The 24,915-nt window shown below is 68.9% G+C and carries 27 protein-coding genes and 1 pseudogene; 10 read left to right on the top strand and 18 right to left on the bottom strand.

The genetic code is table 11. The annotated features are described in order from the left end of the window. Window positions 1-39: 39 nt before the first annotated feature. From xylB to ACT53N_RS09950, 3 genes are read right to left on the bottom strand one after another with little or no spacing between them, the layout of a single operon-like run. Window positions 40-786, bottom strand: a complete 747-nt coding sequence (gene xylB, locus ACT53N_RS09960) for a D-xylose 1-dehydrogenase (RefSeq protein ID WP_476063743.1) — start codon at window positions 784-786, stop codon at window positions 40-42. Window positions 787-791: 5 nt separating this feature from the next. Next, complete coding sequence (locus ACT53N_RS09955) at window positions 792-2,228, bottom strand: aldehyde dehydrogenase family protein (RefSeq protein ID WP_476063742.1); 1,437 nt, start codon at window positions 2,226-2,228, stop codon at window positions 792-794. 24 nt (window positions 2,229-2,252) lie between these two features. Continuing rightward, on the bottom strand, window positions 2,253-3,407 hold the full coding sequence (locus tag ACT53N_RS09950) for a fumarylacetoacetate hydrolase family protein (RefSeq protein ID WP_476063741.1): 1,155 nt from the start codon (window positions 3,405-3,407) through the stop codon (window positions 2,253-2,255). Window positions 3,408-3,601: 194 nt separating this feature from the next. On the opposite strand from ACT53N_RS09950, the gene ACT53N_RS09945 reads away from it, so the two are divergent. Then, window positions 3,602-4,084: a hypothetical protein gene (locus ACT53N_RS09945; protein WP_476063740.1), complete on the top strand. Its 483-nt coding sequence runs from the start codon at window positions 3,602-3,604 to the stop codon at window positions 4,082-4,084. 53 nt (window positions 4,085-4,137) lie between these two features. Here the strand turns inward: ACT53N_RS09945 and ACT53N_RS09940 are convergent. Next, a pseudogene (locus tag ACT53N_RS09940) lies at window positions 4,138-4,248 on the bottom strand (hypothetical protein); the annotation flags it as partial. Window positions 4,249-4,338: 90 nt separating this feature from the next. Here ACT53N_RS09940 and ACT53N_RS09935 point away from each other — a divergent pair. After that, window positions 4,339-4,860, top strand: coding sequence for a hypothetical protein (locus ACT53N_RS09935; RefSeq protein WP_476063739.1), 522 nt, complete (start codon window positions 4,339-4,341; stop codon window positions 4,858-4,860). 27 nt (window positions 4,861-4,887) lie between these two features. On the opposite strand, the gene ACT53N_RS09930 is transcribed toward ACT53N_RS09935, so the two are convergent. Further along, window positions 4,888-6,378: a methyl-accepting chemotaxis protein gene (locus tag ACT53N_RS09930; protein ID WP_476063738.1), complete on the bottom strand. Its 1,491-nt coding sequence runs from the start codon at window positions 6,376-6,378 to the stop codon at window positions 4,888-4,890. A gap of 193 nt (window positions 6,379-6,571) precedes the next feature. Between ACT53N_RS09930 and ACT53N_RS09925 the strand changes: the two genes are divergently transcribed. Further along, complete coding sequence (locus ACT53N_RS09925; protein WP_476063737.1) at window positions 6,572-6,967, top strand: PAS domain-containing protein; 396 nt, start codon at window positions 6,572-6,574, stop codon at window positions 6,965-6,967. Window positions 6,968-6,971: 4 nt separating this feature from the next. Here the strand turns inward: ACT53N_RS09925 and ACT53N_RS09920 are convergent, their stop codons facing one another. From ACT53N_RS09920 to ACT53N_RS09905, 4 genes are read right to left on the bottom strand one after another with little or no spacing between them, the layout of a single operon-like run. Further along, window positions 6,972-7,409, bottom strand: coding sequence for a DUF1178 family protein (locus tag ACT53N_RS09920; protein WP_476063736.1), 438 nt, complete (start codon window positions 7,407-7,409; stop codon window positions 6,972-6,974). Window positions 7,410-7,428: 19 nt separating this feature from the next. Next, a complete protein-coding gene (locus tag ACT53N_RS09915; RefSeq protein WP_476063735.1) occupies window positions 7,429-8,265 on the bottom strand; it encodes a carbon-nitrogen hydrolase family protein in 837 nt (278 codons plus the stop codon). Then, on the bottom strand, window positions 8,262-8,516 hold the full coding sequence (grxC, locus tag ACT53N_RS09910) for a glutaredoxin 3 (protein WP_096052288.1): 255 nt from the start codon (window positions 8,514-8,516) through the stop codon (window positions 8,262-8,264). The genes ACT53N_RS09915 and grxC overlap by 4 nt, the downstream gene beginning before the upstream one ends. A gap of 28 nt (window positions 8,517-8,544) precedes the next feature. Continuing rightward, a complete protein-coding gene (locus ACT53N_RS09905) occupies window positions 8,545-9,342 on the bottom strand; it encodes a phosphoribosyltransferase family protein (RefSeq protein ID WP_476063734.1) in 798 nt (265 codons plus the stop codon). Here ACT53N_RS09905 and ACT53N_RS09900 point away from each other — a divergent pair. Next, a complete protein-coding gene (locus ACT53N_RS09900; RefSeq protein WP_476063733.1) occupies window positions 9,341-10,252 on the top strand; it encodes a methyltransferase domain-containing protein in 912 nt (303 codons plus the stop codon). The two genes, ACT53N_RS09905 and ACT53N_RS09900, sit on opposite strands and share 2 nt — an antisense overlap. 5 nt (window positions 10,253-10,257) lie before the next feature. Here ACT53N_RS09900 and ACT53N_RS09895 read toward each other — a convergent pair whose 3' ends face one another. Both ACT53N_RS09895 and mutT read right to left on the bottom strand, forming a co-directional pair. Continuing rightward, window positions 10,258-10,431: a Flp family type IVb pilin gene (locus tag ACT53N_RS09895; protein ID WP_476063878.1), complete on the bottom strand. Its 174-nt coding sequence runs from the start codon at window positions 10,429-10,431 to the stop codon at window positions 10,258-10,260. Then, on the bottom strand, window positions 10,410-10,814 hold the full coding sequence (mutT, locus tag ACT53N_RS09890; RefSeq protein ID WP_096052285.1) for an 8-oxo-dGTP diphosphatase MutT: 405 nt from the start codon (window positions 10,812-10,814) through the stop codon (window positions 10,410-10,412). The genes ACT53N_RS09895 and mutT overlap by 22 nt, the downstream gene beginning before the upstream one ends. Before the next feature lie 387 nt (window positions 10,815-11,201). Between mutT and ACT53N_RS09885 the strand changes: the two genes are divergently transcribed. Further along, window positions 11,202-12,632, top strand: coding sequence for a DEAD/DEAH box helicase (locus ACT53N_RS09885; RefSeq protein ID WP_476063732.1), 1,431 nt, complete (start codon window positions 11,202-11,204; stop codon window positions 12,630-12,632). 156 nt (window positions 12,633-12,788) lie between these two features. Further along, window positions 12,789-15,053 carry a PAS domain-containing protein gene (locus ACT53N_RS09880; RefSeq protein WP_476063731.1) on the top strand — a complete coding sequence of 755 codons (2,265 nt, stop codon included), beginning with the start codon at window positions 12,789-12,791 and terminating at the stop codon, window positions 15,051-15,053. A 1-nt stretch (window position 15,054) separates the two neighbouring features. On the opposite strand, the gene ACT53N_RS09875 is transcribed toward ACT53N_RS09880, so the two are convergent. From ACT53N_RS09875 to ubiG, 5 genes are all read right to left on the bottom strand, one after another. Next, window positions 15,055-16,614 (bottom strand): hypothetical protein, encoded by a 1,560-nt coding sequence (locus ACT53N_RS09875; protein WP_476063730.1) that lies wholly within the window; start codon window positions 16,612-16,614, stop codon window positions 15,055-15,057. After that, the gene (locus ACT53N_RS09870; protein WP_476063729.1) at window positions 16,611-17,363 is read right to left on the bottom strand and encodes an ABC transporter ATP-binding protein; all 753 of its coding nucleotides are present in this window, start codon (window positions 17,361-17,363) and stop codon (window positions 16,611-16,613) included. The genes ACT53N_RS09875 and ACT53N_RS09870 overlap by 4 nt, the downstream gene beginning before the upstream one ends. Window positions 17,364-17,476: 113 nt before the next feature. Further along, window positions 17,477-17,779: a glycine zipper 2TM domain-containing protein gene (locus tag ACT53N_RS09865; protein ID WP_476063728.1), complete on the bottom strand. Its 303-nt coding sequence runs from the start codon at window positions 17,777-17,779 to the stop codon at window positions 17,477-17,479. A gap of 101 nt (window positions 17,780-17,880) precedes the next feature. Beyond that, the gene (locus ACT53N_RS09860; RefSeq protein ID WP_476063727.1) at window positions 17,881-18,897 is read right to left on the bottom strand and encodes a glycine zipper 2TM domain-containing protein; all 1,017 of its coding nucleotides are present in this window, start codon (window positions 18,895-18,897) and stop codon (window positions 17,881-17,883) included. Between the two features lie 130 nt (window positions 18,898-19,027). Then, a complete protein-coding gene (ubiG, locus tag ACT53N_RS09855) occupies window positions 19,028-19,786 on the bottom strand; it encodes a bifunctional 2-polyprenyl-6-hydroxyphenol methylase/3-demethylubiquinol 3-O-methyltransferase UbiG (protein WP_476063726.1) in 759 nt (252 codons plus the stop codon). A 180-nt stretch (window positions 19,787-19,966) separates the two neighbouring features. On the opposite strand from ubiG, the gene ACT53N_RS09850 reads away from it, so the two are divergent. The 3 genes from ACT53N_RS09850 to ACT53N_RS09840 all read left to right on the top strand — a co-directional run bounded on the left by ACT53N_RS09850 (window position 19,967) and on the right by ACT53N_RS09840 (window position 22,244). Continuing rightward, window positions 19,967-21,214, top strand: coding sequence for an aspartate kinase (locus tag ACT53N_RS09850; RefSeq protein WP_476063725.1), 1,248 nt, complete (start codon window positions 19,967-19,969; stop codon window positions 21,212-21,214). 85 nt (window positions 21,215-21,299) lie between these two features. After that, complete coding sequence (locus ACT53N_RS09845) at window positions 21,300-21,764, top strand: hypothetical protein (RefSeq protein ID WP_476063724.1); 465 nt, start codon at window positions 21,300-21,302, stop codon at window positions 21,762-21,764. Window positions 21,765-21,890: 126 nt separating this feature from the next. Further along, window positions 21,891-22,244: a CZB domain-containing protein gene (locus tag ACT53N_RS09840; RefSeq protein ID WP_476063723.1), complete on the top strand. Its 354-nt coding sequence runs from the start codon at window positions 21,891-21,893 to the stop codon at window positions 22,242-22,244. Between the two features lie 3 nt (window positions 22,245-22,247). Here ACT53N_RS09840 and ACT53N_RS09835 read toward each other — a convergent pair whose 3' ends face one another. Together ACT53N_RS09835 and ACT53N_RS09830 are read right to left on the bottom strand one after the other, a co-directional pair. After that, on the bottom strand, window positions 22,248-22,691 hold the full coding sequence (locus tag ACT53N_RS09835; protein ID WP_476063722.1) for a nuclear transport factor 2 family protein: 444 nt from the start codon (window positions 22,689-22,691) through the stop codon (window positions 22,248-22,250). A 93-nt stretch (window positions 22,692-22,784) separates the two neighbouring features. Beyond that, the gene (locus tag ACT53N_RS09830; RefSeq protein ID WP_476063721.1) at window positions 22,785-23,711 is read right to left on the bottom strand and encodes a CE1 family esterase; all 927 of its coding nucleotides are present in this window, start codon (window positions 23,709-23,711) and stop codon (window positions 22,785-22,787) included. A gap of 120 nt (window positions 23,712-23,831) precedes the next feature. On the opposite strand from ACT53N_RS09830, the gene ACT53N_RS09825 reads away from it, so the two are divergent. After that, on the top strand, window positions 23,832-24,782 hold the full coding sequence (locus ACT53N_RS09825; RefSeq protein WP_476063720.1) for a DMT family transporter: 951 nt from the start codon (window positions 23,832-23,834) through the stop codon (window positions 24,780-24,782). The last annotated feature ends 133 nt before the right edge of the window (window positions 24,783-24,915 follow it).

Genomic DNA, 24,915 nt, shown 5'->3' with positions numbered 1-24,915 from the left:
AGGCATGAGGAAAGTCCGCGAGGGAAAAAAGCCCCAGACCTAACGCCAGCCCGCGTCGATCCAGTACTCGTGGCCGGTGCACAGCGCCGCATCGTCCGAGGCCAGGAACAGCACCAGCGAGGCGACGTTTTCGGGCAGGATGCGGCCCTTCAGGCACTGAGCCTTGACGATCTCGGCCTCGCCTTCGGGCGTGTACCACTTCTCCTGGCGCTTGGTCTTGACGTTGCCCGGCACCACGCAGGTGACGCGGATATCGTCGGGGCCGAGCTCGCGGGCCAGGGCGCGGGTCATGCCCTCGATGCCGGCCTTCGCGGTCTCGTAGAGGACAAGGTCCTCAAGGCCCAGGTGCCAGCTGATCGAACCGAAGTTGATCACCGCGCCGCCGCCACGTTTCTTCATGCCCGGCGCGACGGCCTGGGTGCAGAACAGCATGTGGCGCAGGTTGACGTTGATCCGCTCGTCCCAATAGGCGCCGGTCACGTCGCCCAGGCTGTGGCGGTCGTCATTGCCGGCGTTGTTGACCAGCACGTCGATGTCGCCGATCTCGGCGAAGGTCGCCTTGATCGCGTCGAGGTTCATCAGGTCACAGCGCTTGTACACCGGCGGGATCGGCGAGCCGGCCAGCTCGGCCTCCAGGGCCTTGGAGTCTTCATCGGCGATGTCGAGGAAGATCACCTCCGCGCCCTGGCGCGCGAAGCCGGCGGTCAGGCCGGCCCCGATGCCCGAGCCGCCGCCGGTGATGACGACGCGCTTGCCCTTCAGGCTGGGATAGATGGCTGAGGACATGCTGCTTACGACCACGAGTAGGAGGTTTTGGTCTGGGTGAAGAACTCGACCGCCGCGAAGCCCTGCTCGCGGGCCCCATACGAGCTGCTCTTCGTGCCGCCGAACGGCACGTGATAGTCGACGCCGGCGGTGGCCAGGTTGACCATGGTCATGCCCGCGCGGGCGTAGCGCTGGAAGTGGCGGGCGTGCTTGAGCGAGGTCGTGGCGATGCCGGCCGACAGTCCGAACTCGACGCCGTTGGCGATCTCCAGGGCCTCTTCGTAAGACTTCACGCGGATGGTCGAGGCGACGGGCCCGAAGACCTCCTCGTTGTTGATCCGCATGCCGGCCTCGGTGTCGGCGATCAGGGTCGGACGCACGTACCAGCCCGGATTGTCGAGCTTGATGCGGTCGCCGCCGGTGACCACGCGGCCGCCTTCCGACGTCGCGATGTCGATATACTTGTAGCTGGTCTCCATCTGGTCTTCGGAGACGGCCGGGCCGATCTGGGTGTTGGGGTCCAGAGCGTCGCCCACGCGCAGGGCGGCGACCTTCTCGGCCAGCAGGGCGACGAACCGATCGTGGATGCCGTCCTGGACGATCAGGCGCGAGCTGGCGGTGCAGCGCTGGCCGGTGGCGAAGTAGGAGCCGTCCAGCGCGATGGCGACGGCCCGCTCCAGGTCGGCGTCGTCCAGCACGATCAGCGGGTTCTTGCCGCCCATCTCCAGCTGGACGCGGGCCTGGCGGGCCACGGCGGCGGCGGCGACCTGCGCGCCCACGCCTTGCGAGCCGGTGAACGAAATGCCGTCCACGTCCTTGTGCTTGATCAGCGCGTCGCCCATCGAGCCGCGACCGAACAGCATGTTGAACACGCCCGCCGGCGCGCCGCATTCGGCCATGATGTCGGCCAGCACGTTGGCGGTGGCGGGCGTCGGGCCGGCCGGCTTGATCACCACGGTGTTGCCAAAGGCCAGGGCCGGGGCGGCCTTCCACGCCGGGATGGCGATCGGGAAGTTCCAGGGCGTGATCAGGCCATAGACGCCGACGGCCTGGCGGTAGGTCTGGATCTCGACGCCGGGGCGGGTGCTTTCCAGGTTCTGGCCATGACGGCGCAGGGCTTCGCCCGCAAAGTACTTGAAGATGCGGCCGGCGCGGACAGTCTCGCCGACGCCCTCGGCCAGCGTCTTGCCCTCTTCGCGGGCCAGCAGGCGGCCGATGTCGGCGCTGCGGGCGATGATGGTCGAGCCGACCTTGTCCAGCAGGTCCGAGCGGACTTCCGGCGAGGCGTCGGCCCAGGCCGGGAAGGCCTTGCGGGCGGCGTCGACGGCGGCGTCGACCTCGGCCTGGCCGCCCATCGGGACCTTGGCGACGACGTCGTTGGTGTTCGACGGGTTGAGGCTCTCGGCCGGCGCGTCAGCGGCGACGCGTTCGCCGCCGATGTAGTGGCGCAGGGTGTCGGTCATGTGCCGATGGTCCTTCGATCTGGATTAGAGCAGGCCGCGACCGGCCAGGTTGCGGATCAGGGCCGAGATGCCGAACGTCCACGGCTTGGCCTTGTCGCAGGTGGTGACTTCGTTCTCGAGCACGCCCAGCTTGGGGGTCGAGACGCGGACGCGGTCGCCGACCTTGTGGGTGAAACCCTGGCCGGGGGTGTCGCGATCCTGGATCGGGGCGAACATGGTGCCCAGGAACAGCGCGAAGCCGTCCGGATACTGGTGCTGTTTGCCATAGGCCTGGCCGGCCAGGACGGCCGGATCGCGGCTGATCAGGCTCATGTTCGACTTGCCGTCGAGGACGAAGTTGTCGCGGCCGGTGATCTTCAGCTCGACCTCGGCCGAGCGCACGTCGTCCAGCGAGAACGTGTCGTCAAACAGGCGGAAGAACGGGCCGATGGCGCAGCTGGCGTTGTTGTCCTTGGCCTTGCTGAGCAGCAGGGCGCTGCGTCCCTCGAAGTCGCGCAGGTTGACGTCGTTGCCCAGCGCCGCGCCGCGGATCTGGCCCGAACCGTCGCACAGCAGCACGACTTCCGGCTCAGGGTTGTTCCAGTGGCTGTCGCTGCGCACGCCTACCTGGTCGCCCCAGCCCATCGACGAGAGGGTGGGGCCCTTGGTGAAGATCTCGGCGTCGGGTCCGATGGCCACTTCCAGGTACTGCGACCAGAGGCCGTCCTTTATCAGGGTCTGCTTCAGGCGCTCGGCGCCCTCCGAGCCCGGGTTCACGCTCTTGAGGTCGCCGCCCATGCTGGCCGACAGCTGCTCGCGGATCTTCAGGGCGGCGGCGGCGTCACCGCGCGCGCGCTCCTCGATCACCCGCTCCAGGGTCGAGACCGCGAAGGTCACGCCAGCGGCCTTCAGGCATTGCAGGTCGACGGGGGCCAGAAGCTTCACCGGCGCGGCGCCGTCCGGGTCTTCCCAGACCGGGCGGATGTCGAGGGCTTCCAACGGACCCTTGTCCTCGCCGCGCGGAATGATGGCGCCAGGCTGGAAGGCGTTCATCACGTCGGCGACGGTGGGGGCGATCTTCGAGACGTCCTCGACGCGGCCGCCGCGCACCAGCACCGGCGTCGGGCCTTCGCCGAAATCCATACGCCCCAGCAGGGTCGCGTCTTTCCAATCTTCCGGCAGGAATTCACTCACGCCCACGGCGTCGTCTCCCCAAAACTCGAGCGTCTGAAGCGCCGACACCGTCGGCGGCGCGCGTTCGTCGGCACTTGGTAGCGCTAACATGTGGCGACGGCAAGTAGGTTGTCTGACCAGTCCCCGGAATTGGTCGCGTCCCGGCCAAAGCGTTCCGTGCTAGAAGCCGCCGACGCACCACACATCGGAACACCGCCGCCATGACAGACCTCACGCCCGACCAGGAAGCCGCCCTGCTGGCCGCGCTCACCGACACCTGCCGCGCGGCGGGTTATGTCGTGGAAGCGATCGACCGGGGGCTCGAAATCTCGGGCGAGGACCAGGACGAGGGGGCCTTCTACCTTCTGCCTGACCACGGCTGGCTGCAGATCCGCTGCCTGGTGCTGGATCATGAAGACCTGGACGCCGCCCGCGATCTGACCGCCCTGTTCGAGACCATGGCCCGCGCCCAGTTCCGTCTGATCGGCTGCCGCTTCGCCTTTGATCCGGGAGTCGGCCTGTGGCTTGTGGAAGACCTCTATCCGGGCTTCGATCCAGCGATCGCGCCGACGATCATGGAGCAGATGACCTTCATCTGGTCGTCGCTCGAGGACCTGTTCGACGCTGCGCTCGAAGGGGCGGTTCCCGGCGACGACGCCTTCGACGCGGCGTTCGACCTGGAAGCGGGCGGCCCGCCGAATTAGGGCTTCTCACCCAAGTGCTTAGATCCGTGTCATCCCGGAAGCGCGGAGCGCTATCCGGGATCCAGGGGGGGACGAACCGCCGCGCGCGCCGCCCCTGGGTCCCGGCTCTCCGCTGCGCTTCGGCCGGGATGACACGCTTTGGGGTGGCGATGGATCGTGCGCAGGCCTTAGAGTTCGCGCCGAGGGACCTGCGGGCGGGAACCGGCGGCGAGGCTTGCCGTTCCCGTGGCGTGTTTTGTCGGGAGGGCGTTGCGATGCCGAACAAGCTGCTGATCATGGCCGGAGCCGCCGCCTTGTTGCTGGGCTCTACGGCCCACGCTCAGGTCAAGCCGCCCGCCAAGCCGGACGAACCCGCCGGTCGCTGGGGCGAGGCGGGCAAGAAGGCCGTCGACATCGGCACCCAGCCGGTGCGCGATGTCGGCCTGTCCAAGCGCGAGGTTCCGCCGATCCTGGCCAAGGCCTTCGATGACCCCTACAGCCTCAAGGGACTCAAGTCCTGTCAGGCCCTGGCCAACGAGGTGAAGGCGCTGAACGTGGTGCTAGGGCCCGACTACAAGGTCGGCGCCGAGTACGCCGAGAACCGCGCCGGCAAGCTGGCCGAGGCGGGCGGCAAGACCATCATCAACAGCATCATCCCGTTCCGCGGTCTGGTCCGTGAAGTCACCGGCGCGGCCCCCGCCGACCGCCAGATGAACGCCGCCGTCGACGCGGGCCTCGCCCGCCGCGGCTTCCTGCGCGGGGTTCACCTGAAGCAGGGCTGCAAGACGAAGTTCTGAGGCGGCGGTTCCCCGCCGCCGCCTACCTCAGGCCGCCGCCCGACGCGGCGCGGCCTGCGCGCCGACCGCGCTGGTCTCGAAGCCCGCGACCAGCGCCGCCAACTCGCCCGCGCCGCGACGCAGGGCCGCCGCCTCGGTCGTGGCTTGCAGGACGCGTTGGGCGTTCTGCTGGGTGGTGGCGTCCATCTGGTTCATGACCCCGTTGACGTCGCCCAGGTTGGCGGCCTGACCCGAGGCGGCGTCGGCGATCCCCTGGATCAGGGTGTCGATTTCCGAGATCTGTCCGGTGATGTCGATCAGCGCCTCACCGGTGCGGCCGACCAGCTCGACGCCGCGCGTGACCTGGGTGGTGCTCTGGGCGATGACGGACTTGATCTCCTTGGCCGCCTCGGCCGAGCGCTGGGCCAGGGCGCGCACTTCCTGGGCGACGACCGCGAAGCCGCGCCCCGCCTCGCCGGCCCGCGCCGCCTCGACCCCAGCATTGAGCGCCAGAAGGTTGGTCTGGAAGGCGATCTCGTCGATCACGCCGATGATCTGGGCGATCTGGCCGGCGCCCTTCTCGATCTCGTCCATGGCCGAGACGGCGTCGCGCACCAGATCGCTGGACAGCTCGGCCTTGCCCCGGGCGGCGGACGCCGAGGCGGCCACCTGCTTGGCGCCCTGGGCGCTGGTCTTCACCGCCTTGGTGATCTCGTCGATCGCGCCGGCGGCCTTGACGATGTCGGAGGTCTGGCGCTCGGTGCGGGCCGTCAGGTCCTCGCAGACCTGTGCGATCTCCACCGCACCGCGTTCGACATTGGCCGAGGCCCCGGCGATGCCCTGGATGGTCGCTTCCAGCGTCTGGATCGCGGCGTTGAAGTCCTCGCGCAACTGGGCGTACTCGGCGGGCAGATCCTCGTTCAGACGATAGTTCAGCAGACCGTCGCTGAGCGCCGAAAGCGCCTGGCCCACGCTCTTGACGATCGACTCCCGCTCGGTGCGGATCGCCTCGATCTCGGCCTTGCGGCGCGCCTCCTCGGCCGCCTGCAGATAGACCGACAGGGCGTAGTCGATATCGAGCATCGCCGCCTTTACGAGCGCGCCCAACTCGGCCGAGACCTCCGACGGATCGGGTCCCTTGCTCATCAGCATGCCGCGCGGCCAACGGGCCTTGACCAGGGCGTCGATCAGGCTCTCGACCACGACCGCATAGCCGCCGATGTACCAGCGCGGCTCCAGGCCGATGCGCGCGTGGACCTGGCCGATGGTGGTCACCGCCTGCACATAGCCCTGGTCGAACTGGCCGGTGAGGATCCGCTCCCAGTGAGCGACCTGCTTCTGCTTGGCGTGCTCGATGGCCGCCTCGTTCGGGAAGAACCGGATCGTCGCCGGATTGCTGCGGACCTTGGTATAGAACCCGTCCATCGCCGGGCTCAGGCGGGCCTTGATCGTCGGGCCGATGGCCGAGATCCGGGTCCGCGCTGTGGCGTCCAGACCCATGAACTCCAAACGCTCTTCGATCGTGTTGACCTCGGCCACGTCCGTTCCTGCTCGCTGATGACGGTGAAGCTTCACGGAACGGTGTTGTGCGTAAACAAATCCATAATTGAAGGGTTCTTGGCGCGCCGATGCGACGTCTCGCCGCGCCGAAACGCCCGTTTTGTCTGCGATTTTGGGGAGTTAATCAGCCGTTAATTGCGCAGGCGGATGCTGGAGGCCAGCGGAGAAGCCGATGCTTGACTATCTGGCGCGTCAGTACGCCGACAGCGACACCCCGGTCGTGATCACCGACGTGGACTTCTCGGCCACCGGTCCGACCATCCTGTTCAGCAACGCCGCCGCCGAGCGGATGACCGGCTACGCCCCGGGGGAGATGATCGGTCGAACGCCGCGCATGTTGCAGGGCGCGGGCACCACACTGGCGGCCCGCAAGGCGCTGGCGCGGGCCATCCGGCGCGACGACCGCTCGACGGTGGTCATCCGCAACTACCGCAAGAACGGCGAGCCCTATGACTGCGCGATCTCGGTCCAGATTCTGAGAGACGCAGCCGGCGTCCCGACCTTGGCGCTGGCCTTCGAGCAGGAACGCCCGATCCGGGCCGGGCGGCGACGGACCTTCGGCGAGTAAGGCCTCAGTTCACTTCCGTCTTCTTCGGCGGTCCCGGCGGCAGGGGCGCGACCTTGACCCCGTCCTCGACCAGCGCCTTGACCTCGGCGGGGGAAGCCTCGCCGTAGATGCCGCGTTCCTCGGACTTGCCCTCGTGGATGGCGCGGGCCTCCTTGGCGAAGGCGTCGCCGACATAGTCGAAGTTCTCCTCGACGTGCCGGCGGACCTCGCCCATGGCCGTCATCATCATCTCGCGCATCTTGGGATCGACGGCGGGGGCGGCCGAGCGCTGCGCCTTGGTGCCGGCGACGGCCGGGGCCATGATCTGCTTGGAGACGCCGGTCGAGCCGCACACGGGGCATTCGACCAGACCGCGCGCGGCCTGATCGTCATAGTCGGCCGACGAGCCGAACCAGCCTTCGAACTCATGAGTCCGGTCGCACCGGAGCGCGTACTTGATCATGGGATAGACATGGTGACGCTCACGGGCCGGTGAAAGCCCGGGCGTTCTTCAGGGCGGGGATCGCCGCGCGCGCCTTGTCGGCGGCGGGCAGGTCAAGGTCGGCCAGGAGCACGCCGGGCTCGTCATGGTCCAACGTGGCGATCACCTCGCCCCACGGACCGACCACGATCGAGCGGCCCCAGGTGCCGCGACCGTCCTCGTGGAACCCGCCTTGCGCGGCGGCCAGCACGAAGGAGCCGGTCTCGATGGCGCGGGCGCGCAGCAGGATCTCCCAGTGCGCCTCGCCGGTCGGACGGGTGAAGGCGGCCGGAACCGTCAGCACGGTGGCGCCGGCCAGGGCCAGGGCTCGGTGCAGGGCGGGGAAGCGCATGTCGTAGCAGATGGTCAGGCCAAGCTTGGCCCAGGGCGTGTCGACCACCACGGCCGCCTCGCCGGGCTCATAGGCCGAGGACTCCCGCGCCGTCTCGCCGGTCGGCAGGTCCACATCGAACATGTGCAGCTTGTCGTAGGTCGCCACGATCGCGCCCGCAGGGTCGATGACCACCTGACGGTTGGCGGCCTTCTCGCCCGCCTCGCGGCGCACTAGGGCCGAGCCGATGGCGATCCAGGTCCCGGTCTCCGCCGCGATGTCGCGCAGCCCCAGCACCACTGGGTCTTCGTCCAGGGTTTTGAGCGCGGGCAGCAGCAGGCTGCGGTCCTTCTGGACGACGTTGGTGCATTCGGGGGTCAGCACGACCTTCGCGCCGCCCGCGATGGCCTCGCGCACCAGCGGCGCCACATGATCAAGCGCGGAAGCGTGGGTGGCGGGGGTGCGGGTCTGGATCAGCCCGACGCGGAGCGGCGCGGCCTGGCTCATGCGTTCAGAAGCGCGTCCAGCTTGCCCTGGTCTTCCAGGGCCATCATGTCGTCGCAGCCGCCGATGTGCTGCTCGCCCACGAAGATCTGCGGGAAGGTGTTGCGGCCCGAGCGCTGCATCATTTCCTGGCGCAGGGCGGGATCCATGCCGGCCTCGATCTCGGTGAAGTCGGCGCCCTTGTCGTTCAGCAGCGCCACGGCGCGCGAGCAGTAGGGGCAGAAGGGGCGGGTGTAGATAGTGACCTTGGCCATGAGATGACTCGCTGGTGTTTCGCCGTCCTCATATAGGACGCGCCTGCATTTCTGTAACGCGCGCGACGACGGATAGGGTCACGCTGGCCGCGCCAGCCGCCAGTAGCGCCCGCGCACAGCCCTCGGCCGTGGCGCCGGTGGTCAGGACGTCATCAATCAGTAGGATCTTGCGGCCCTCGACCTGGCGTCGCCGGGACGGCGGCACGACGAAGGCCGCCGCCACGTTGCGCCGACGCCCGGTGGCCGACTTGCCGCCCTGGCTCTGGGTGTCGCGCCGCCGGACCAGGGCGTCGGGCAGATAAGGGCGAGCCCCCATCCGCGCCAAGGGGCGAGCGATCTCGGCGGCCTGGTTGTAGCGGCGGGTGAACATCCGCGCCCGGTGCGCGGGGACCGGCGCGATAGCGTCAGCCTCGTCCAGCAGGTCGGTCGCCGCGCGGGACAACCAGCGGGCGAATAGGCCCGCGAGGTCGACGCGGTCGGCGTGCTTGAGCATCAGGACCAGGTCCCGCGAGTGTTCGTCATAGACGCAGGCCGCGCGGGCCCGGGCGAAGGCCTTGGGCTTGGTCTGGCAGGCCAGGCAACGCTCTGCCGCCGCGTCGGTGTAAAGCATCGCCAGGCCGCAGCCGTCGCAGACCGGATCGTCGAGGAAGGTAACCTTGGCGAAGGCTTCAGGCGAGAGGCCGCCGGTCAGGGCGCTGGCCCCATCCAGGCTGGCGGGCGGCAGGACGAGGTCCAGCAGGCCGCGTCCCAGACCTCGCAAATGAGGGACCATCACGCGGGAGGCGGCTTTCCATGTCGGTTCGAAATCGCCATGTTCCGCCCGCATGACCGCTTCTCCGTTCCTGTTCGACCGCGCCCTGCATCGCCAGCGCCTTGACCGCGCCGCGCCCGATTTCGCCGCAGCCGACTTCCTGAAGGCCCGCGCCGCCCAGGACGTGGTGATGCGGCTGGAGACGATCCTGCGACGGTTTCCGGTCGCCGTCGACCTCGGCGCGAGAAATGGCCATTTTTTCAAGGCCTTGAGCGACAGCGACGCCCGCGCCAACATCGACACGCTGATCGAGGCCGACCTGTCGGGGCGAATGCTGGCCGGTCGTGCTGGCCTGCGTGTTGTCGCCGATGAGGAGCGGTTGCCGTTCGGGGACGCCACCCTGGACTTGGTGGTCTCGACCCTGTCGCTGCACTGGACCAATGACCTTGTCGGCGCGCTGATCCAGATCCGCCGGGCGCTGCGGCCCGACGGCCTGTTCGTCGGCGCGATCTTTGGCGGGGCCACCCTGACTGAGCTGCGCCAGTGCTTGCTGGCGGCCGAGGCCGAGCTGTCGGACGGCGCGTCGATGCGGATCTCGCCGTTCGCCGACGCCATCGACGCCGCGGGCCTGCTGCAACGGGCTGGCTTTGCGCTACCGGTCGCGGATGTGGATCGGGTGAAGGTGCGCTACGCCCACCCGATCGCCTTACTGCAGGATCTGCGCAAGATGGGCGAGACCAGCGTGTTGCTGGACCGCGCGCGCAAGCCCCTGACCCGCAAGGTCCTGTTCCGCGCGATGGAGCTCTATGTCGAACGGTTCGCCGAGGCCGACGGCAAGGTTCCGGCGACGTTCGAGATCGTCTCGGTCACCGGCTGGGCGCCGCATGACAGCCAGCAGAAGCCACTGCGGCCAGGCTCGGCCAAGATGCGTCTGGCCGATGCTCTGGGGACACAAGAGCAGCCGGCTGGCGATAAGGCGGGGTAGGGCCGCTAGCTGCCCATCGCGTCGGCGGACTTGGTGAAGGCGGTTTTGATGCCGTCGCTCAGCACGGTCATCGCGCCGATCAGGGCGATGCTGATCAGCACCACGATCACGCCGACCTCGACGGCCGTGGCGCCGGACTGATCGGCCCAGAACGCGCTCAGAGGACGTCGCGTAGCCAGGCCACCAGCGGCTCGTCGGCCGGGGGCATCGGATAGTCGCTCAGCTTGTCCGGTTTTACCCATGCCAGCGCCTCGTGCTCCTTGCGCGTCACTTGGCCTTCCCAGCGACGCAGCAGGTACAGTGGCATCAGGAGGTGAAAAGACTCGTAACTGTGAGACGCAAAAACAAACGGCGCCAGGCAGGCGTGCGCGACCTTGATCCCGAGCTCCTCCTGAAGTTCGCGGATCAGGCACTCTTCCGGCGTCTCGCCGGCCTCGACCTTGCCGCCGGGAAACTCCCACAGGCCGGCCAGTTGCTTGCCCTGCGGGCGCTGGCAGATCAGCACGCGGCCGTCGACATCGATGAGGGCGGCGGCGGCGACGAGGACGATAGGCTTGGTCATGAGCGCGGTGTGGCGCGGAGCGGTGGGCTGGTCAATCCTCCCCCTCGCGGGGGAGGTGTCGGCTCGAAGAGGCGACGGAGGGGGAAGGGGCAAGGTCAGCAGAACTTCCCCCTCCGACGCTCCGCGTCACCTCCCCCGCGAGGGGGAGGATTTTCGCAAAACTTGACTTTCCCGCTAGGATAACCGATACCCACCGCGCGCCACTTCGGCGCTATTGGCGCTCCAGCCGCGTGAGGGTCCGTTTTCGGACCAGCCTGTCGAGCGCCTTGAGAGCTTTTCTCACCCGATCGCCCGTGCACGCGGGGCGCTCCTCCGAACGATAGCCGACAGGCCAGCCGTGCGAGGAACGCACGGGCTGTCTTTCGGCGCATGAAAGACACAACACACGTGACTCAATTTTCCGACCTTGGCCTGGCCAAGCCGCTGCTGAAGGCGCTGGCTGAAAAGGGCTACAAGGAACCGACCCCGATCCAGGCCCAGGCCATTCCGGTGGTGCTGCAGGGCAAGGACCTGTTGGGCATCGCCCAGACCGGCACCGGCAAGACCGCCGCCTTCGCCCTGCCGATCCTGCAGCGCCTGGCCGAAGACCGTAAGCCGGCTCCGCGCCGCGGCTTCCGCTGCCTGGTCCTCTCGCCCACCCGCGAGCTGGCCACCCAGATCGCCGAGAACTTCAAGGCCTACGCCGTTCACATGGGCCTGTCGGTCCACACCATCTATGGCGGCGTCAAGTACGGCCCGCAGATGAAGGCCCTGGCCGGCGGCATCGACGTGCTGGTCGCCACCCCCGGCCGCCTGATGGACCACATGGCCGAGAAGTCGGCCATCGTCTCGGGCACGGAAATCTTCGTCCTCGACGAAGCTGACCAGATGCTGGACCTCGGCTTCGTGGTGCCGATCCGCAAGATCGCCGCCCAACTGACCAAGAACCGCCAGAACCTGTTCTTCTCGGCCACCATGCCGAGCGAGATCGGCAAGCTGGCCGGCGAGCTCTTGAAGGATCCGGTGCAGGTCTCGGTCGCGCCTCAAGCCACCACGGTCGAGCGCATCGACCAGCGGGTGCTGTTCATCGAGGCCCAGCGCAAGCGTCCGCTGCTGGCCGAGCTGTTCGCGGACACGAGCTTCTCCCGCACCATCGTCTTCACCCGCACCAAGCGCGGCGCCGACCGGGTGGCCAAGTACCTGAACGCGGCGGGTATCGAAGCCGCCTCGATCCACGGCGACAAGACTCAAGGCCAACGCGAGCGGGCTCTGGCCGCCTTCAAGGCCGGCGAGATGCGGGCCCTGGTGGCCACCGACATCGCCGCGCGCGGCATCGACGTCAACGACGTCAGCCACGTCATCAACTACGAGCTGCCCAACGTGCCGGAGGCCTATGTCCACCGGATCGGCCGCACCGCCCGCAAGGGCAAGGACGGCATCGCCATCAGCTTCTGCGCCGATGACGAGCGTAACCTGCTGAAGGACATCCAGAAGGCCACCCGCCAGACGATCCCGTCCTTCGACCGCCGCAACGACAAGCAGCTGGCCGCCGCCGCCGCCGTCGCCGACAAGCTGGTTCCGGCCGAGAAGTATGTCGATCCGCGCAAGGCCGACCCGCGCAACGACGTCCCCTCGGAGCTGCGCCGCAAGCGCCAGCGCAACCGCAATGGCGGCGGCGGCGGTCGCCCCGAAGGCGGGCAGAAGGCTCAAGGCCGTGGTCCGGGTCAGGGCAAGGGCCCCGGCAAGCCGGGTCAGAAGTCCGGCGAGGGCCAGAACGCGTTCCGCGGTCCCAAGCGCCAAGCCGCCGTGGCGGAGAAGCGCTGGTCGCCTATCGATTGATCCTTCAGGATTACAATAGGTTGTACGGGGCGAGCGAAGACAGCGTCTTCGCTCGCCTTGCGCGAGGTTTAGCTAAGGCCACGCTTGAATCCCCGTTCACTATGAGGTCACCTTGCGGTCAGGGCCGGTCGGGGGGCCGGATGGGGGACCTTCAGGATGGGCGAGGGCGGCCAAAGGGCCACGCCTAGATTGACCAGGATCGCGGGTGGCGAGATGGCCGCGCGCGTTCTCGCCTTTGACTGGTCGAAGACGCCCCTGGGCCCGCGTGAGGCCTGGTCGCCCGCGCTGCGGCTGCTGACCGACATCCTGCTGGCAAGCAACTTCCCCATGGCCCTGCGCTGGGGCCCAGAGCTGATCCTCATCTACAACGACGCCTACGCGCCGTCGCTGCATGAGCGCCATCCCGCCGCGCTAGGCCAGAGCTTCTACGACACGACGCCGGAGTTCCAGGCGACGTTGCGGGATTTGCATGAAGAGATCCTGGCCGGGCGGAGCCCCGGCTACGCCTTCGAGCGGCTGCCGCTCAAGGTGCTGCGCGAGGGGGCGCTGGAAACCGCTTACTTCGCCATCAACTACAGCCCGGTGCCGGACAGCGCCGCGCCGGGCGGTGTGGGCGGGGTGCTGGTCGCCGCCGTCGAGATCTCGCGTTCGGTCAGGGCCGAGAAGGCTCTCCGCGTCACCCAGGAGCGCTACGAGATGGCGCGCGCGGTGGCGGGCGTGGTCGGCGCCTGGGAATGGGACATGAAGGCCAACAAGGTCTATGCTGACGCGCGGTACGCCGAACTTCACAACGTGGAGCCGGTCTTCGCCGAGGCCGGTCTGCCGCCCCAGAGCTTCACCCCCGCCGTCCATCCCGAGGATCGCGACCGCATCCGCGACCTGGCCCTGTCGGCCGCGGCCAGCGGCGACGCCTTTTCCGATGAGTACCGGCTGGTGCAGGCCGACGGCTCGATCCGCTGGGTCTTCACGCGAGGCCAGTCCTATCTCGACGATGACGGCCAGCCGTCGCGCAACACGGGCGTCATCGTCGACATCACCGAGCGCAAGCAGGTCGACGCTGAGCTGGCGGCGGCGCGCGCGGAGCTGGACCTGGCGGCCCAGGCGGCCGGCATGGGGCGGTGGGACCATAATCCCGAGACCGGATCGCGCTATTGGGACCAGAGGGCCCGGGCCATCTTCGGGGTCGACGCCGAGTCGCCGCACGACTTCGAGCAGCTTATGGCCATCCTGCATCCGGATGATCGCGAGGCGGTGGCGGCGGCGGTGAGCGACGCCACCGATCCGTCCGGGCCCGGTACGATCAACCTGGAATACCGGATCTATCGCGTCAGCGACGGAGCGCTGCGCTGGGTCGAGACCTTCGGCCGCGCGTTCTTCGAGGGCGGGCGCTGCACCCGGTTCGTCGGCGTGGTCTCGGACGTCACCGAGCGCCGTGAGGCGGTCGATCGTTTGCTGCGGCAGGAAGAGACGCTGCGCCTGGCGATGGACGCGGCCGACGTCGGCACGTGGGACCTTGATGTCGACACCGGCGCCCTGAGCTGGTCGGATCGCTGCTACCAGATGTTCGGCGTGGCGTTGGGCGAGCCCGTGACCGTCGACACCTTCTACGCGCGCGTCCATCCCACCGATGCGACGAAGGCGCGAGACGCGACCCGCCAGGCCCTTGATCCCGAGATCCGCGCTGACTACGCGGTGGAGTTCCGCGTCGTCGGGCGCGACGACCATGTCGAGCGATGGCTGAGCGTGAAGGGCAAGGTGTTCTTCGGCGAGGACGGCAAGGCCCATCGGTTCGTCGGCGCGGTGGTCAACATCACCGATCGCAAGCGCGCCGAGCTGCACCTGCGCCTGCTGGTCAACGAGCTGAACCATCGCGTCAAGAACAGCCTGGCGACGATCCAGGCCATCGCCGCCCAGAGCTTCAACGGCCAGCATTCTCTGGACGACGCCCAGGAAGCCTTCTCCAACCGGATCATCGCTCTGGCCGAAGCTCATGACCTGCTCACCCGCGAGAACTGGGAGGGGGCGGAGATGCACGACGTCGCCTCCCGCGTGGCCGCGCTTCATGGCGGTGAGGGGCGGTTCGAACTGAGCGGAGCGGCGATCCGCCTGTCGCCGAAGACGGCTCTGTCGCTGTCCATGGCCCTGCACGAACTGGCCACCAACGCCGTCAAGTACGGGGCGTTGCGCGCTCCCGAGGGGCGCATTCATATCGCCTGGGCCTTGGCTCCCGAGCCCGGCGCGGCGCGACTGGACCTGACCTGGATCGAGCGCGGCGGACCGCCGGTCAAGCCGCCCGAGCGGCGCGGCTTCGGCTCGCGCCTGATCGAGCGCGGGCTCGCCGCCGAGCTGGCCGGCGCGGCGGTGATCGACTTCCAGCCCGAGGGCGTGGTCTGCCGGATCCGGGCGCTGCTCGAGGCTTGAACTAGTTGGACGCCGCTGAGGCGGCGCGCAGGGTGGCGGCGATCTGGTCGTCCGTGCGGCGCATCGCGATCGTCAGCGCCCCGGCCACGATCAGTGGGATCACCGCCCAGACCAGCAGGCCGGCCACGGCCAGCGCCGTCGCCCCGCCGATCAGGGTGGCGATGAACACCCCGGCCAGGCCCGCCAGGAAAGACCCGCCATGACGCCGCTTGAAGTCAGCGCGCTTGCCCGGTCTCTGATGCCAGACGCCGATCAGCCCGGTCGCCCAGGCGGTGAGCGCCGCTCCGAGCGCGGTCCACAGCCCCGCCAGCGGCGCGTACCAGGTCAGGGCCGCGATGGGGACGACCAGCAAGAGCGCGACGGGGATCAGGGCGGCGGCCAGCTTGGCGCGGTTCAGCACCCGCATGGGCGTTGGGGAAATGGCCAGAAGATCGGGGGTGTCTTCGGCCGAGACGGTGATCCAGACCAGGCTTGCGGCCACCTGACCAGCCAGAAAGGTGACCGCCGCCGCCGGACCCGCCAGGGCCCAGGCGGGCATGTGCTCTGCGCTGCGGGCCATCACGAAGGCCAGGGGCACCATGTAGAGCACACGCAGCAGCACCTGGGAGAGCAGGGCGGCGTCGCGGCTGACCAGGCGCAGCTCCTTGCGCAGCGTCGCCTGGAACGCGCCGGCGGCGAAGTCGCGGGTCGGACCCTTGGCCGCCTTGCGGGTTTCAGCGCCTTGGGTGGCGGCCGCCGCGTCGGCGAAGCGCTGGCCCAGCACGCGGGCCGCGAACAGGAACACGCCAAGGCCGATCGCCATCAGGATCAGCAGCGGGATCGGCTGGCCCACCGCCGCGCGAAGGGGCAGGTCGGCGAACGGCGGCGGCTGGATGCGGCCGTCCCTTACGTCCAGGGCGATGCGCGCGAACAGGCTTTCCGAGGCGTCCTCGCCCACCAGATTGCGGTACTGGCTGGCCAGGAAGAAGGCCGCGCCGATCAGGGCCGCCAGCACCTGGGCCACGGTCCGCGTACGGCGAGGGCCGATCAGCGCGAACAACGCCATGGCCAGCAAGAGGCCGACGCCCGAAGCGCCCAGCGCCGCAGCGATCAGCACCCCGAACACGCCAGCCCAGTGCGGATGACCCATGAAGAGCGACGGCGCCAGGATCAGCGCCGCCGGCAGCACGAACCAAAAGCCCGCCCCGACCGCCAGGCCCAGCGCTCGCACAAAAAGCACCTTGCGCGGCGACAGGGGCGAGGAGAACAGCAGGTCCAGATCGCCGCGCTCGTAGAGCGCGTTGGCCGCCGCCGCCAGGGTGTTGGCCAGCATCAGGGTCAGGATCACCGCCAGCGCCATGTCGACGATGATCACCGAGAACGGGGTGATCGGGACCTCATAGCCTCGCGTCGCGAACGCCAGGGCTGCGCCCCCGAGCAGCGCAAAGACCCCCAGAACGGCGAAGGCGATGATCGAGCCGACGCCGCTGGACTTGCGGCCCGCCGAAACGCCGCGCCAGGTCAGGCGCATCTCGTGGGCCAGGAGCCAGGGCGTGCTGGCCGGCTTGAATGGCAGGCTCACGCGGCGGCCTCGGCCGTCAGCTGCAGGAAGACGTCCTCAAGGGTGCGGCCGCTGGCCTCGCCGGCCCGGCTGCGCAGTTCGTCCAGGGTGCCCTCGGCCAGCAGCCGGCCGCCGGCGATGATGCCGATGCGATTGGCCATGCGCTCGGCGACTTCGAGAATGTGCGTGGTCAGGATCACGGTGCCGCCCGCGTCGACCCGGGCCTGCAGCATGTCTTTCACGAGACGCGCGGCCGCGGCGTCGAGGCCGGTCAGAGGCTCGTCCAGGATCAGGAGCTTGGGATCGTGGATCAGGGCGCCGGCCAGGGCGACCTTCTGCTTCATGCCGCGCGAGAAGCCCTCGCAGCGGCGGCGCGCCTCGGACGCCAGGCCCAGGGTGGCCAGAAGCTCCTCGGCCTTGGCCTTGGCGGTGCGGGGATTGATGTTCCAGAGACCGGCGACGAACTCCAGATATTCCAGCGGCGTCAGCTTGTCGTAGATCATCGCCTCGTCCGGCGCCCAGGCCAGCAGGGCCTTGGCGCCGGCCGGATCCTTGCGCGCATCGACGCCGAAGATGGCGATCTCGCCCGCGTCGGGCTGGGTCAGGCCCGCCACCATCCGTAGCGTGGTGGTCTTGCCCGCGCCGTTGGGGCCCAGCAGCGCGTAAAGCTCACCGGCGCGGACCGTCAGGTCCAGGTCCGACACCGCGGGCTTGGCGAACGTCTTGTTCAACCCGCGAATAACCAAGGCTTCCGTCAACACCGCCCCCAAAGCACAACTCAGCGAGCGTTATTGAGCCTGATGCGCTCCGGCAGGCAAGCCAAACACGAGAAGGGCGCCGGACTCGCGTCCGGCGCCCTGTCGGTCATCAAATGCTCGACCGCTTAGCGGTAGCGGTACTCGTAGTGGCACTTCTTCTTGCTCTTGCCGATCTCGTGGCCGGCCACGGCGCCGACCGCGCCGCCCAGCAGAGCGCCTTCGGTCTTGTTGCCGCGCGCCGCGACGGTGTTGCCCAAGAGGGCTCCGCCCAGGCCGCCGATGACGGCGCCGTTCTTGGCTTTCGACTTGTTGCAGACCAGCACGCGGTAGCGGCTCTTGGACTGGGCGTCGGCGGTGGTCACGGCCACGGTGCTGGCGGCGAAGCCGACGGCGGTGGCCAGGATGATGGCTTTCAGGGGGGCGCGCATGACGAGCTCTCCGTTTGTTGTTTCTTGGTTTCGATCCCTCGGATGTTCAACGCTCAGGCCGGCGAGCGGTTTCCAGATCGCCGGCCTGGCGCCGGAAGGGATCAGCCCTGGACGCGATAGCGGCCGTCGGCGTCGGGGCAGACGCGCACATAGCGGGTCTCGACGCGGCCGTTGTAGTCGGTCGGAGCCGGGGCCAGGCGGCAGCGCTCGGCCGAGTCGGCGTAGCGACCGTCGCTATAGCGGTACGGCTGGGTCTGGTCGTAGCTGTAGTAGGCGCCGCGCGTGTCGCACTTGGCCGAGGCGTTGCCGACGGCCGCGCCGACGCCCGCGCCGACCAGGGCGCCCAGCACGGTGCCTTCCGGCCGGGCGTTGCGCGCCGCGACGTTCGAGCCCAGCGCTGCGCCGGCCAAGGCGCCGATCACGCCGCCCACGGTGGCGTTGCGCTTGGCGTCCTGACGACAGTCCGGGCCGTAGTTGGTGTTGGCGCCGATATTGGTGCTTGTGTCGATGCTGTAGCCGCCGGCGTAGGGCGCGCCGTAGCGGCTGGCTTCGCCTGGATAGCGACGGTCGTAGCTGCCGTAGCCGTTGCGGCGATCATAGGCGTCGCGCGCGGCGATGTAGCGGTCGCGGTCGCGCTCCCACTGGTCGCGGCCCGCGTCATAGCCGGCGTAGTTGACGCCGCTGACCCGGAAGCGCGAGGCCTGGCTGGGATAGCGGCGGTCATAGGCGCCATCGCCGTTGCGGCGGTCATAGTTGTAACGGGCGCGCTCATAGTTGGCGCGGGCGCGTTCGAACTCGGCCTGTTCGGCGTAGTAGGCCGCGCTGTCGCGGTACTGGGCCACGCGATAGCGCTCGGCGTAGCTGGGATAGCGGCGGTCATAGGCGCCGCGACCGTAGCGGCGGTCATAGTCGTCGCGGGCGCGCACATAGTTGGCGCGGTCGCGCTCATAGGCCGCCTGGCGCTGCTGATACTCGGCCACGCTTTCGTAGTAGTTCGAGCGCTGGGCGTCGTAGCGCTCGAGGCTGCGCTGATAGGCCGAGTCCTGCGCGAGGGCGGGGGCGACGGCGCCGCAGGCCACGGTGGTGGCCAGCAGCGTGGCCAGAATTCTGGACGTCATGGTGGTGGTCTCCGTTCAGATCGAACGGATCGACGGCCGACCCCCGATACCTAGGTCGCCAATCCGGGGGCGTGCGCCCCTGCGGAGACGAGAAAGCGTCGGCAGGCGCAGAGGTTCCCTGAGGCTGTCCTCAGTCCCTCGTCACCGTCATCATGTAGTTGATGTCGGTGTCGCTCGACCGGCTCCAGCGGCCGGTGAGGGGATTGTAGGCCACGCCGAACGGGCCCTGCATCGCCACCGGCTCGCCGGCCAGGAAGGCGCGCAGCTCCTCGGGCTTGAGGAACTGCTTCCAGTCGTGGGTGCCGGGCGGCACCCAGCGCAGCACGTATTCGGCGCCGATCTTGGCCAGGGCCAGGGCCTTGAGCGTGCGGTTCAGGGTGGCCACCACCATGATCCCGCCGGGCTTCAAGAGCTTGGAACAGGTGCGCAGGAACTCGCCAGGATCGGCGACGTGCTCGATGACCTCCATCGTCAGCACCACGTCGAACGGCCCCGCGCCTTCGGCCAGCAACTGCTCAGCGGTGGCGGGCCGATAGCCGATCTCAAGACCCTGTTCGGCGGCGTGAGTGGCGGCGGTCTTGATGTTCTTTTCCGACGCGTCGATCGCCGTGACGGCAAAGCCCAGCCGCGCCATGGGCTCGCTCAGCAGCCCGCCGCCGCAGCCGATGTCCAGCAGGGTGAGACCCTCGAATGGCGCGCGGACCGCGCCGTCGCGGCCGAAGCGCGCCAGGGCCTGCTCGCGGATGAAGGCCAGGCGGCAGGGGTTGAACACATGCAGCGGCGCGAACTTGCCCTTGGGGTCCCACCACTCGGCGGCGATGGCCGAGAACCGCGCGACGTCGGCGGGGTCGATGCTCCAGGAGGGGGCGGCGGAAGCGGCTTGTGTCATGACCCGTGTCTATCATGGCGTCGCGCGCGCGCCACGCCCCGCCCCCCCCTCATGTAAAAAAGACAGCCTCACGACATTGCCGTTGCGCCATCGGCTCGCTAGAAGGCGCGGGCTTGCGCGAGGGGGAGTGATCCGGCCGCGCGGGCGCAAGAAATAACCAAGTGTCGAGGTACCAGGGACGTGTCACGTCTGGTGATGAAGTTCGGCGGCACGTCGGTGGCCGACCTGGAGCGCATCCGCCGTGTGGCGCGCCTGGTCGCCGCCGAGGTCGCCACGGGCAAGCAAGTGGCCGTCGTCGTGTCGGCCATGTCGGGCAAGACCAATGAGCTGGTCGCCTGGACCGACGGCGCGGGCCGCGCTGCGGCGGGCCTGCCGGAGTCGGACGACGAGTACGACGCGGTCGTCGCCTCGGGCGAGCAGGTCACGGCCGGCCTGCTGGCCATGACCCTGCGCAACATGGGCCACAAGGCCCGCTCGTTCCTGGGCTGGCAGGTGCCGATCCTGACCGACGAGGCCCATGGCCGAGCACGGATCGAGGAGATCCCGCCGGAGAACCTCGAGGCCTGCTTCGCCAACGGCGAGATCGCCGTGATCGCCGGCTTCCAGGGCGTGACGCCCAACCGCCGCATCACCACCCTGGGCCGGGGCGGCTCGGACACCTCAGCCGTGGCCATCGCCGCCGCCGTCAAGGGCGACTGCGACATCTATACCGACGTCGACGGGGTCTACACCACCGACCCCCGGATCGAGAGCAAGGCCAAGCGTCTGGCCAAGATCTCCTACGAAGAAATGCTCGAAATGGCCTCGCTGGGGGCCAAGGTTCTGCAGACCCGCTCGGTCGAGATGGCTATGGCCCATCGCGTCCCGGTGCGGGTGCTGTCCAGTTTCGTCGAACCGGGCGAAGCCCCGGGCCAAGGTACGATCGTCTGCGACGAGGAAGAAATCATGGAAAAGCGCATCGTCTCGGGCGTCGCCTACAGCCGCGACGAAGCCAAGATCACCCTGCTGGGCCTGCCCGACCATCCGGGCGTGTCTTCGCAGATCTTCGGGCGTCTGGCCGACGCCAATGTGAACGTCGACATGATCGTGCAGTCGCGCGCCCGCAGCGCCGACACCGCCAACATGGAGTTCACGGTCGGCAAGCGTGACGCCCAGCGCGCCGTCGAGATCGTCGAAGCCGCCCAGAAGGAGATCGGCTTCGAGGCCGTCGCCGTCAACGAGGACGTCGCCAAGGTGTCGGTCATCGGCGTGGGCATGCGCAGCCACGCCGGCGTCGCTCAGTCGATGTTCCAGGCCCTGGCCGAGAAGAACATCAACATCCAGGTCATCTCGACCTCGGAGATCAAGATCTCGGTCCTGATCGACGCGGCCTACACCGAGCTGGCGGTCCGCGCGCTGCACGCGGTGTACGGGCTGGATCAGCTCTGATTTAGAGGCGGAGGGGGCGCTCCCCTCGACCTAGATGAAAACGTCGCGTTCGGACGTTATGAGGGCGTCAGCCCAAGAGAGTCCCATGCCCGACGTCTTCAAGTTCGACCCCGACGCCAAGACCGTCACCTTCCACGGCGACGCCGGCTTGGAGCTGCTCTACGACCTGTTGCTGCGCGCCAAGTTCGGCGACGGCTACGAGAAGCCGCTGTTGGTCAGCCCTTGGCTGGCGTCGCTGCTGAAGCAGTTGGACAAGGCCCTGCCCGACGACGGTCAGTGGTTCCCCGAAAAGCCGGGCCAGCCGATCTTCGACACCGACGACCTCTTGGCCATGGGCGACGCCGTCATCGAGGAAGGCCACACTGTCGGCTGGTGGTCGATGAGCGAGGCTGAAAAGCGCGTCTATCTGCGCGAGACCATCGCCGCGCCGCATCCGCTGACCGACCTTGAGGTCGAGTTCATCGAGAATGACATCGACGCCGCCCTCGAACAGGCCCGCCGTCTGGTCGCCGACGCTGACGCGCCCCTGGCGATGCCGGGACACGGCTGACCGCCCCCGGGGTGCGGCCTTTCGCCCTTAAGGGGATGAAACGGTGCCGTTAACGCTGCCTGGTCACCGTTCAATAGCCAAGCTGGGAATATTCACCGCTCCGTGAAATTTGACGCGAGCAGACCCATGGATTTCGACGCCGCCATCGCCGCCCACGCCGACTGGAAAGTCAACTTCAGGATCGCCCTGGCGACCCAGACGACGGTGGACGCCCAGCGCGCCTGTTCCGACAAGGTCTGCGTCCTGGGCCACTGGCTGCATGGCGAAGCGAAGGCCAAATTATCTGGTGACAAGACCTATCTGCAGTGCGTCGAGGCTCATAGCGACTTTCACGAGGCGGCCGGCGAGGTCGCGGGCGCCATCAATCGTCGCGACTTCCAGCGCGCCGCCGACATGATCGACGTCGGTTCGAAGTTCCATGACGCCTCGATGCGCGTGGCCGTGGCGGTGCGCCGCCTCAAGGCCATGGCGCCGGCCTGACCCCTACTTCGCCGCGGGCCTGGGCTTGGGATACCAGAGCGCGTTGACGATCACCCAGCGCTCGCCGAACCGGCCAAGGCTCAGGTGGTCGACGAACCAGGGCGTCTCGACGCGCGCGATAGCTACATTGCCGGCCACGTCCAGCACCCGGACGGTGCGGTCCCACTGGTCGCGCGGGGTCTTCAGGGCGCCTTGCCGCGTCAGGTCGATCAGCTCGTCACGGCTCATCCGGCGCAGGGCCAGGACCTCGTCGGGATCAGGCTTGGCGCGGACGGCGCGCTTGGCCAGGTCCGGGTGCAGGGCGCGAGCGACGCGGGCGGTGTCGCCCTCCAGCTGACCGTCGACATAGTCGAACGCCACGGCCTCCACCGCCTTGACGGCCGCCGGATCCAACGCCAGGGGCGGTGCGGCTTGCAGGGCCAGGGCGGTGAGCAGGGCGGCGATCATGCGCATCTCCGGTCGAGTCGTTTGCGGCGCGCGCAAGCTCGCGACGAATAGTGACGCTTACGTGGCGAACCGGCGTTCTTTTAATCCGGCTGCCTACCGGCTCTCCCGCCGATAGCGCGAGACGAAGGCCCAGAGGGCGTCGTTGTCAGCCAGCCAAGTGTGGCCGCCGCCGACGGTCATGCGGCCGACCACATCGGCCTCGCCCCGACAGCCGGAATAGTGCTCCTCATAGACGCCGGGCGCGACCCATTGGGTGGTCGGCGAAGCCTGGCAGCCGTTCAGCGCCGCCCAGCGCTGCTCGGCCGCGTGCATCGTATACTGCCAGTAGCCCGCGCCGCCGCCTTGGGTGGGATTGGTCATGTCCCGGTCGCCCGCGAAGGCGATCACAGGCACTGGCCGCCGGGGCTGGCAGGTGGCCGGATCGGGCTCCTGCGGGTTGCCCGCGCGCGGATTGCCGGCGCGTAGGCCCACCACCGGCGCGATGGCGCTATAGCGGTCCGACGCCACGCAGCCCAGCCAGGAGGCCATGCGCCCGCCGCCCGACAGGCCAGTGACATAGACGCGCGCGGGCTCGACGCAGCCTTCCGCGACCAGGCCATCCACCAGTGCCGCCAGATAGGCCACGTCGTCGGCGTCCGAGGCGTCGGGGATCTTGCCGGTGACGGTCGGCACGCCCGGGATGTTCCAGGCGAAGCCCTTGCCGGCGGCGATGGCGGCGGTGGGCGCGACGACGAGGAAGCCGTGACGCTCCGCCGTCGCTTCGAGGCCAGAGGCGGCCAGCATCTTTCCCCCGTCGCCGCCGCTGCCGTGCAGCAGGATCAGTAGCGGCGCGGGCTGGCCCGCCGCGAGGCTGGCGGGCCGCCGTAGCAGGAACGGCCGTCCGGTCGCGCCGACGTCAACGCTGACGGTCGCGCCCGGCGAACCGACCGCGCAGGCGGCGTGGGCGCTGGCGGCGCCGACGAGCCCCGCCAGCACAGCCAGCAGCGCCGCAAACCCGCGCTTGAACGCTCCCGCCGTCATTGATCGTCTCCTGCCCCTGGATTGGGCGCACAGCTTAGCCAGGGGGCGAAGGCTCCGAAACCGTGTTGTGAGACCCCGTCGGAGCGAGCCAAGCTGGCGGCGGACTGCTATGCGGCCGTCATGACTCCTTCGCGCAACCTCCTGCTTGGCCTTCTGTGCGGCGTCATCGCCGGGGCGTTCTGGGGCGGGGTGTTTCTGGCGCCCAAGCTCTTGGCCGACTTCACGCCGCTGCAGGCCACGGCGGGACGCTATCTGGCCTATGGCCTGGCGGCGGCCGTGCTGCTGGCGCCCAGCTGGAAGGCGGTCATGGCCCGGATGGACGGGCGCGACTGGCGCGACCTCATCCTGCTGAGCCTGCTGGGCAACCTCATCTACTACGTCGGCCTGGCCGTGGCGGTGCAGAGCGCCGGCGTGGCCCTGGCCTCGCTGGTCATCGGCCTGTTGCCCGTGACCATCACCCTGGTCGGGGCGAAAGCGGGGGAGGGGACGCCGCTGCGGCGCCTGATCTGGCCCCTGACCCTGATCGTCGCCGGCGGGGTCTGCATCAATATCGACGCCTTCGCCGCCGCCGGACGGGCGGGGATGAGCCGAACGCTGGTCGGCCTGCTGGGGGCGTTGTTGGCCCTCGCCGTATGGACCGCCTACGCCGTCTGGAACGCCCGGCGCCTGGCCGCGACGCCCAAGTTCAACAGTCACGAGTGGTCGCTGCTGACCGGCGTCGCCACGGGGCTGTTGTCTCTGGTCATCGTGGTCCCGGCCTTCGCCTTCGACGGCAAGGCGCATGCGGCCAGCGCCTGGGGCCTGTTCTGGGGCGTCAGCTTCGCCGTCGCCATCGGGGCCTCGGTGATCGGCAACGGCCTGTGGAACGCCGCCAGCCGCCTGTTGCCGCTGTCGCTGTCGGGCCAGTTGATCGTGTTCGAGACCGTGTTCGCCCTGCTGTACGGCTTCCTGCACGAGGCCCGCTGGCCGCGCGCGCTGGAGAGCGTGGCGATGGTGTTGATGCTGGCCGGGGTGCTTTGGTCGGCGCGGTTGCATCGGGCGGACGGTGCTAAACCCGCAACCAGCCCATAGTCCGACCTCCCCGGCGAATGCCGGGGCCCAGATTCATCCGGAACAGTCGGCGTGGGCTCGCCCACAGCCTCAGCCAACCCAGCCACGCCAGCGGGCTCGATCTGGGCCCCGGCATTCGCCGGGGAAGTCGGTG

It is taken from the genome of Caulobacter sp. DMC95 (genome assembly GCF_056313785.1).
Note: the sequence above shows the minus strand (reverse complement) of the source record. Positions and strands in the feature narration are given on the sequence as shown.

Excerpts from the sequence above, each read along its gene's own strand:
- xylB (WP_476063743.1), bottom strand. The coding sequence starts at position 786 with ATGTCCTCAGCCATCTATCCCAGCCTGAAGGGCAAGCGCGTCGTCATC.
- ACT53N_RS09955 (WP_476063742.1), bottom strand. The coding sequence starts at position 2,228 with ATGACCGACACCCTGCGCCACTACATCGGCGGCGAACGCGTCGCCGCT.
- ACT53N_RS09945 (WP_476063740.1), top strand. The coding sequence starts at position 3,602 with ATGACAGACCTCACGCCCGACCAGGAAGCCGCCCTGCTGGCCGCGCTC.
- ACT53N_RS09935 (WP_476063739.1), top strand. The coding sequence starts at position 4,339 with ATGCCGAACAAGCTGCTGATCATGGCCGGAGCCGCCGCCTTGTTGCTG.
- ACT53N_RS09925 (WP_476063737.1), top strand. The coding sequence starts at position 6,572 with ATGCTTGACTATCTGGCGCGTCAGTACGCCGACAGCGACACCCCGGTC.
- ACT53N_RS09920 (WP_476063736.1), bottom strand. The coding sequence starts at position 7,409 with ATGATCAAGTACGCGCTCCGGTGCGACCGGACTCATGAGTTCGAAGGC.
- ACT53N_RS09915 (WP_476063735.1), bottom strand. The coding sequence starts at position 8,265 with ATGAGCCAGGCCGCGCCGCTCCGCGTCGGGCTGATCCAGACCCGCACC.
- grxC (WP_096052288.1), bottom strand. The coding sequence starts at position 8,516 with ATGGCCAAGGTCACTATCTACACCCGCCCCTTCTGCCCCTACTGCTCG.
- ACT53N_RS09900 (WP_476063733.1), top strand. The coding sequence starts at position 9,341 with ATGACCGCTTCTCCGTTCCTGTTCGACCGCGCCCTGCATCGCCAGCGC.
- ACT53N_RS09905 (WP_476063734.1), bottom strand. The coding sequence starts at position 9,342 with ATGCGGGCGGAACATGGCGATTTCGAACCGACATGGAAAGCCGCCTCC.
- mutT (WP_096052285.1), bottom strand. The coding sequence starts at position 10,814 with ATGACCAAGCCTATCGTCCTCGTCGCCGCCGCCGCCCTCATCGATGTC.
- ACT53N_RS09880 (WP_476063731.1), top strand. The coding sequence starts at position 12,789 with ATGGGCGAGGGCGGCCAAAGGGCCACGCCTAGATTGACCAGGATCGCG.
- ACT53N_RS09865 (WP_476063728.1), bottom strand. The coding sequence starts at position 17,779 with ATGCGCGCCCCCCTGAAAGCCATCATCCTGGCCACCGCCGTCGGCTTC.
- ACT53N_RS09860 (WP_476063727.1), bottom strand. The coding sequence starts at position 18,897 with ATGACGTCCAGAATTCTGGCCACGCTGCTGGCCACCACCGTGGCCTGC.
- ubiG (WP_476063726.1), bottom strand. The coding sequence starts at position 19,786 with ATGACACAAGCCGCTTCCGCCGCCCCCTCCTGGAGCATCGACCCCGCC.
- ACT53N_RS09845 (WP_476063724.1), top strand. The coding sequence starts at position 21,300 with ATGCCCGACGTCTTCAAGTTCGACCCCGACGCCAAGACCGTCACCTTC.
- ACT53N_RS09840 (WP_476063723.1), top strand. The coding sequence starts at position 21,891 with ATGGATTTCGACGCCGCCATCGCCGCCCACGCCGACTGGAAAGTCAAC.
- ACT53N_RS09835 (WP_476063722.1), bottom strand. The coding sequence starts at position 22,691 with ATGATCGCCGCCCTGCTCACCGCCCTGGCCCTGCAAGCCGCACCGCCC.
- ACT53N_RS09830 (WP_476063721.1), bottom strand. The coding sequence starts at position 23,711 with ATGACGGCGGGAGCGTTCAAGCGCGGGTTTGCGGCGCTGCTGGCTGTG.
- ACT53N_RS09825 (WP_476063720.1), top strand. The coding sequence starts at position 23,832 with ATGACTCCTTCGCGCAACCTCCTGCTTGGCCTTCTGTGCGGCGTCATC.